The organism is Georgenia sp. Marseille-Q6866 (genome assembly GCF_965111665.1).
This window is the reverse complement of record NZ_CBCOOR010000021.1, coordinates 46403-53107: the sequence shown is the minus strand read 5'-3', so window position 1 is coordinate 53107 and position 6705 is coordinate 46403. Positions and strand designations below refer to the sequence as shown.

Genomic DNA, 6705 nt, shown 5'->3' with positions numbered 1-6705 from the left:
CCACGCTCCCTGTCTACCGGGAGCACGGTGGACCGAGCGGGCGCATGGTGCGTGGGCGCGGACATCGGGCTGGCTATCCTCCTCACCAGTAGGCACATCGGCGACGACGGCGGGGCGGACGCGTGGGGATACACGACGAGTGGGCACCTGAGGCGCCCACGTCCGGTGGCGCCGTCGTCGTCCCTGGCTACTCCGACCTGACCGAGGTGGCGCGCGGCGGCGACAGCGTCGTCTACCGCGCCCGGCAGGACAGCCTCGGCCGGGACGTCGCCGTCAAGGTCATCGACGTCACCGACCCGACGGCGCAGGCGCGGTTCGCGCGCGAGCTCGCCATCACCGTGCGCCTCGGGCGCCAGCACCCCCACATCGTCACGGTCATCGACACGACGACGACGGCGGACGGGCGCCCGTGCCTCGTCATGGAGTTCCACGACCTCGGCTCGCTGCACGACCGGCTGCGCGAGCACGGGCCGCTGCCCGTCTCCGAGGTGGTCGCGGCGGGGACGGCGGTGGCCGACGCGCTCGCCTTCGCGCACGCGCACGGAGTGCTCCACCGGGACGTCAAGCCGCAGAACGTCCTCCTCCTGCCGACGTCCTACGTGCTGAGCGACTTCGGGATCGCGCGGATGGCCGACGCCGGCCACACTGCCTCGCTCGAGCGCTTCAGCTACCGCCACGCCTCCCCGCAGGTGCTCGACGGCGCAGAGCCGACCGCGGCCGACGACGTCTGGTCCCTCGGGTCGACGCTCTTCACGCTGCTCACCGGGCGCGCGCCCTTCGCCAGCGACGACCCCGACGACGACTCCGCTCTCTCCTACCTGCGCCGGGTGCGGACGAACGTGCGCCGCCCCCTGCCGGAGGACCTCCCCGCCGGGCTGCGCACCGTGCTCGAGGCCTGCCTCACCCCCGACCGCGAGGCCCGGACGTGGACCGCCGCCGACGTCCTCACCGCGCTGCGGCGGGTGCCGACGGAGCAGCGCTCGTGGGCGCCGGGCACGAGCGGCGGCGGCGCCGAGCCCGCGGTGGCGACCGCTCCTGGGAGTGCGCCGGCCGCGCCTGCGGACGCCCTGCCGACCGGAGCCGCGCCCGGAAACGCCCTGCCGACCGGAGCCGCGCCTGCGGAGGCGCGCGATCCCGGGTCGTCGGCCGCTCCGGCTCCGGACGACGAGCCGTCCGCCGCACCAGCCGCGTCCCCCTCGGCCACCGCACCCGACTGGGCACCGGCCCCCGGACCGTCTGCCGCACCAGCCGTACCTCCGTCGTCCACCGCGCCCGACCGGGCCCCGGCCCCCGACTCGTCCGCGGCCGCGGCCGACGCTCCGGCGCCGTCGCCGTCGTCATCGCTGCCCTCGGCCATCGCCCCCTCGGCTCTCGCGGAGATCGCCGCCCAGTCGCCGCCCGCGGACGACGAGCACACCTCGGCACGACCGGCGCCGGAGCCGGAGCCCGCGGCCGACCCGCAGCCGGCCACGCCCGCGCGCGGCAACCCCTGGACGAAGATCGCCGCCTTCATCGGCGGCGCGCTCGTCGTCGGGACCGGTGCGGGCGTGCTGTCCGCGCTGCTCGGCGACGACGAGGAGCCCGCCGCCGCGCCGACCCCCACCGGCGCCGTCGAGGTCCCTTCGCTGGACGAGCCGCTGCCGCCGGCGTCCGGCCCGATCCAGGCGAGCACCGGCGACCCCGCCCTCGCGCCGCGCAACCCGGCGATTCTCGACAACGGCACCTCCGTGCTCCTCACCTGGGCCGAGCCCGAGCAGGAGGTCGACTACCTCCTCGTCCTGGACCCCGGCACCGGCGACGGGCCTGCGCGCGTGGTCCACCAGCTCACCGGCGACGCCCAGGAGCACACGGTCGAGGGCATCGACCCCGACGCCGCGGAGGTCTGCTTCGTCGTCGCCGGCTACGTCGTCGAGGACGGCGCTCCGGTGGCGGGAGCGAGCCCCGCGGCCTGCGCCACCCGCAGCTGAGGCTCAGCGGCGCCACACCCGCGGCGTGAACCACCACCACAGGCGGCTGGGCCAGTGCTGGGTCCGGCGCAGCAAGCGCTCGACGGCGCGCGCGGTGCGCCAGTCCGCGGCGGAGTGGTCGCGGGGCGACGGTCGTTGCCCGGCCGGTAACACGTCAGCTGTCGGCGCGGGGGAGGCGGGGCGGAGTGGTCGCGGGGCGACGGTCGTTGCCCGGCCGGTAACACGTCAGCTGTCGGCGCGGGGGAGGCGGTGGGGACGTCGGTGGGGCGAAGGCGGCGGACTCGGCGCGGGCAGCGAGGAGCAGGGCCTCCTCGCGGACGGCCGGGTCGAGGGCGCGACGACGGCGGGCGCGGTCTCCCCGGCCCGGGGGCGCGCCCGGCGAGGGCGAGGGCGTCGAGGACCTGCGCCCACGCCCCGCGCGCGCCGGCCCGCTGCCAGCGGCGGCGGCGCACCACCCGCAGCGTGAGGAGGACGAGCAGGACGAGGACCAGCACGCCCCCGCCTGTTGCCCCCACCACCAGGGCGACGGAGGCGCCGGACGTCGCCGAGCGCTGCTCGGCCTGCGGCGGGGCGCTGGCCTCCTGAGGCGGCGTCGACTCCGCGCCGCTGGCCTCCTCGCTCTCGGTGTCGTCCTGCTCCTCCTCCACGGCCCGGGGCGGGGTGGTCGTCGACTCGTCCGGCGTCGGCGCGAAGGGCACCCACCCGGCGCCGGCGAAATAGACCTCCGCCCAGACGGTCGCGTCCCGGCCGCGGACGGTGAGCGCGCCGTCGGCCACCCCGCCCTCCTCGGCCGCGCGGGCGAGGTCGAGCCCGACGACGAGCCGCGTCGGCAGCCCGACGCTGCGGGCGAGGACGGCGAACGCGCCGGAGAACTGCTCGGCGGTGCCCACCTGCCCGGCCTCCTCGGCGGGCAGGAAGAGGAACTCCATGAGTCGCCCGTAGGAGGAGCCGGACTGGGCGGCGAGGTCGTGGGTGCGCCCGGCGCGCACCGCCTCCTCGATCGCGAGCGCCTGCTCGAGGCGGCTGCTCGCGCCGGCGGTGATCTCGGCGGCCTCGGCCCGCAGCTCCTCGGGCAGGCGCGGGAGCTCGAGGTAGCGGTCCGCCTCGGCGGCCGGCGGGACGCCCGCCCGGGCGACCTCCTCCTCCGTGGGCGCGTCCCGCTCACCGGTGAGGTGGACGGTGAGGCCCGGCGCGGCGCCGGTGGGCAGCACGAGGGAGCCGGTGTCGACGTCCATGAGCACCTCGGCGCCGTCCACCGCCAACGTCGTCCCCGCGGACGGCAGCCACACCCCGTGGAGCTGCTCGAGGACCACGGTGAGGTCGCTGCCCGCGCGGCGAGCGCCGTCGGGAAGGAGCGGGGTGTCGACGACGCCGATCGCGCGCAGGCGGGCGTCCAGGGTCCAGGCGGCGCCGTCGAAGTCGGCGAGCGTGGCGAGCGCGAGCCGCTCGGGCAGCGGCTGCGCGCCCGGGCGGACGGTGAGGAGCGCGCGGTCGGGGTCGAGGTTCCAGGCGGCGACCTCCGGGACGGGGTTGGTCGCGTCGGCGGGCAGCTGCGGCGGCGGCACGTGGGCGCGCGGCTCGAAGGCGTCGGTGGCGGGCAGGGCGCCCGCGACGAGCGCGAAGGCGGCGGCAACGGTGGTCGCGGCGAGCGGGAGGGCCACCGAGCGGCGCGGCCCGTCGGCCGGCTCGTCCCGGCCGGGCAGCACCGTCCACCCGACGGCGAGGACGAGCACGAGGGCGACGGCGACCAGCCCGTGGCGGTCCGCGCGCCCGGCGCTGAGGAGCGCCCCGGCGACGTAGAGCACCGCGGCCCCGACGAGCGGGGCGGCGCGTGCCGTCCGCGCGGGGACGACGACGAGGGCGACGACGAGGGCGACGAGCCACAGGAGGAGCAGCGCGGGCGCGAGGAGGTCCGGCGTCGCGGGGGCGGGACGCGGCGCGGTGAGCAGCCGAGGCACGGCGTCGAGCAGCGGGCCGAGCGCCTCGAGGGCGGGGCTGGTGCGCCAGGTCGCCACCGGTCCAACCTGCTCGGCGGAGTCGAGGACGACCATCGCGCCCGCGCCGCCGAGGGCCACCCCCGCGACGGCGACCGCCCAGCGCCGCACGCCCAGCGCGAGCCCGAGGGCGACGAGCCCGAAGGGCAGCAGCGCGGCGAGCGCGAGCAGCCCGACCGTCCACGGGGAGCGGTAGGAGTGGGCGACGGGCACGGCGGCGAGCGCGAGGACGAGGGCGCTCCACACGACGAGCGCGACGCGCTGCCTCACCGGGCCACCGCCGTCCGCCAGCCGTGGACGAGGTCCTCGGCACGGGGGCCGCGGAGCACGGTGACGCCCTCGCGGGCGGTGACGAGCGCCGTCGGGGCGTCGTCGACGACGAGGACGACGCCGGCCGGCGCCGCCGCGGCGTCGAGGAGGAGGTCACCGAGGTCGGCGGCCGGTCCGGTGACGACGGCGAGGACGTCCGGGGCGCCGACGAGCGCGCGGTGCGCGGCGGGGACGGGTCCGGAGACGGCGCGGACGTCGGCGAGGAGGCCGAGGACGGCGGGGTCGAGGCCGGCGCCGACGGGGCTGACGGGGCTCTCGGTGTCGATGCTCCCGGAGACGGTGCGCACCCGGCCGGGGCTCGCGGCGAGCGCGGCGGTCGCGAGGAGCGAGGCGGCGACGTCGACGGCCTCCTCGAAGCCCTCCTCGAAGCCCTCCCCGGTGTAGCTCGCGGCGCGGTCGTCGAGGAGGACGGTGAGGTGGGGGGCGGAAGGGTCGGCGTCCTCGCGGACCATGAGGGTCCCGCGGCGGGCGCTGGTGCTCCAGTGGACGCGGCGCAGGTCGTCGCCGGGGGTGTACTCGCGCATGCCGACGAGGTCGGTGCCGCCGTGCTCGATGCGCTCGTCCGCGCCGACGTGGCCGCGGCGGGCACCGGGCGGCAGGCCGACGGCGTCCAGGACGCGCGGCTCGACGACGACGGAGGTGTAGGTGCCGTGGCTGCGGCGGCTGCGCAGGAGGTCGGCGAGGGAGGAACGGGACAGGACGAGCGGGCCGAACTCCACGGTGCCGCGGCGGCGGGTGGGGATGGGGACCTCGGCCTGGACGCGCTGCCCGGGCGCGAGGCGCGGGAGGGGGAACTCGGTGGGCTCGCCGTCGACGAGGTCGACGCCCCGGGCGCTGACCGGCAGCCACCGCGAGTCGTTGACGACCTCGACGCTGGCCGTGCACTCGTCCAGCCGGGCGACGCGCGGCGGGCGGGCGGTGCGGCGCACGCTCACCGGGGCGGGCAGGAGGAGCCCGACGACGGCGCAGGCCAGCAGGACGGTAAGGCCCAGTCCCAGCCCGGTCACGCCCGGGTAGTGCGCCCACCAGCCGAGGGCGAGGAGGACGGCCGCCGTGATACCGGTGGCCCAGCCCCGCGAGGTCGGCCGCAGGTTCGTGCCCACGCGTGGTGGCCCCCCACCCTCCGTCGCCGACAGCTGGATCCCGCCCGGGGAGGAATCCTGCCCTCGACGCGAGGGAGCGGGCGAGTCCCCACCCCCCGTCGCCGACAGCCGGATTCCTCCCGCCGGCGCCTGACGCGGACGCCCGGTCCTGCGCGCGGGGGCGTGTGCCCCGCTCATGCCGGGACGGGGCGGGGTGCCTCCACCCGGTCGACGAGCTCGGTGACGACCTGCGCCGTCGTCGTCCCCGCGAGGACGGCGTCGCGGGTGAGGACGACGCGGTGCGCGAGGACCGGCACGGCAAGCCGCTGGACGTCGCTGGGGACGACGAAGTGGCGGCCCTGGGAGGCGGCGAAGACCTGCGCGCAGGCGACCATCCCGCGCAGCGCGCGGGTGGAGGAGCCGAGGCGGAGACGGTCGTCGTCGCGGGTGGCGGCGCCGAGGTCGCGGACGTAGCGCAGGATCGGCTCGGCGACGTGGACGCCGCGGAGCGTGCGGCTCGCGGCGGCGACCTCGTCCGGGGAGGTGACCTCCCGGACGTCGTCGATGACGCCCGCTCCCCCGCCGGGGCGCAGGACGTCGAGCTCGTGCTCGGCGTCGGGGTAGCCGAGGGTGATGCGGACGAGGAAGCGGTCGAGCTGGGCCTCGGGCAGGCGGTAGGTGCCGTCGAGGTCGATGGGGTTCTGGGTGGCGATGACGACGAACGGGTCCGGGACGCGGTGACCGACGCCGTCGACCGTCACGGTGCGCTCGGCCATGACCTCGAGGAGCGCGGACTGCGTCTTGGCGGCGGCGCGGTTGATCTCGTCGGCGAGGAGGACGTTGGCGAACACCGGGCCGGGACGGAAACGGATCTCGCCGGTGCCCGGCTGGAGGACCGAGGTGCCGGTGACGTCCGCGGGCAGCAGGTCCGGGGTGAACTGGATGCGCCGGGAGCTGCCGCCCACCGCCGCCGCGATGGCGCGGGCAAGGGTCGTCTTGCCGGTGCCCGGCACGTCCTCGAGGAGGACGTGCCCGCCGGCGAAGAGCGAGACGAGCGCGAGCTCGATCGCGGGCCGCTTGCCGCGCAGGGCTCCGGCGACGGCGTCGACGGCGGACTCGTGCAGGACGCGGAACCGGGCGATGTCGTCCTCGGTGACGGCGGGGGCGGCGCTCATGCGGTGTCGTTCCTGTTCTCGGGGTGGGTGGGAAGAAGTCGGCTGTCGGCGGGCGAGATCCGGCTGTCGGCGGGCGAGATCCGGCTGTCGGCGGGAGAAATCCGGCTGTCGGCGGGAGAGATCCGGCTGTCGGCGGGCGAGATCCGGCTGTCGGCGG

Annotated in this window: 4 protein-coding genes; 1 reads left to right on the top strand and 3 read right to left on the bottom strand. The window is 77.6% G+C overall.

Annotation, left to right across the window (positions count from 1 at the left end; all coding sequences use genetic code 11):
* The first annotated feature begins 122 nt into the window (after positions 1-122).
* Entirely contained in the window at positions 123-1967 is a 1845-nt protein-coding gene (locus ACWPXV_RS15005; RefSeq protein ID WP_454085968.1) for a protein kinase domain-containing protein, read from the top strand.
* Here ACWPXV_RS15005 and ACWPXV_RS15000 read toward each other — a convergent pair.
* The 3 genes from ACWPXV_RS15000 to ACWPXV_RS14990 form a co-directional block, all read right to left on the bottom strand.
* Positions 1901-4231: a transglutaminase-like domain-containing protein gene (locus tag ACWPXV_RS15000; RefSeq protein ID WP_454085967.1), complete on the bottom strand. Its 2331-nt coding sequence runs from the start codon at positions 4229-4231 to the stop codon at positions 1901-1903. The genes ACWPXV_RS15005 and ACWPXV_RS15000 overlap by 67 nt on opposite strands.
* On the bottom strand, positions 4228-5394 hold the full coding sequence (locus ACWPXV_RS14995) for a DUF58 domain-containing protein (protein WP_454085970.1): 1167 nt from the start codon (positions 5392-5394) through the stop codon (positions 4228-4230). The genes ACWPXV_RS15000 and ACWPXV_RS14995 overlap by 4 nt, the downstream gene beginning before the upstream one ends.
* A 173-nt stretch (positions 5395-5567) precedes the next feature.
* Positions 5568-6548 carry an AAA family ATPase gene (locus tag ACWPXV_RS14990; RefSeq protein WP_454085969.1) on the bottom strand — a complete coding sequence of 327 codons (981 nt, stop codon included), beginning with the start codon at positions 6546-6548 and terminating at the stop codon, positions 5568-5570.
* Positions 6549-6705 lie beyond the last annotated feature (157 nt).

What these genes read in the sequence shown, in the direction of transcription:
- ACWPXV_RS14990 (WP_454085969.1), bottom strand. Translation starts at nt 6,548, where the DNA reads ATGAGCGCCGCCCCCGCCGTCACCGAGGACGACATCGCCCGGTTCCGC.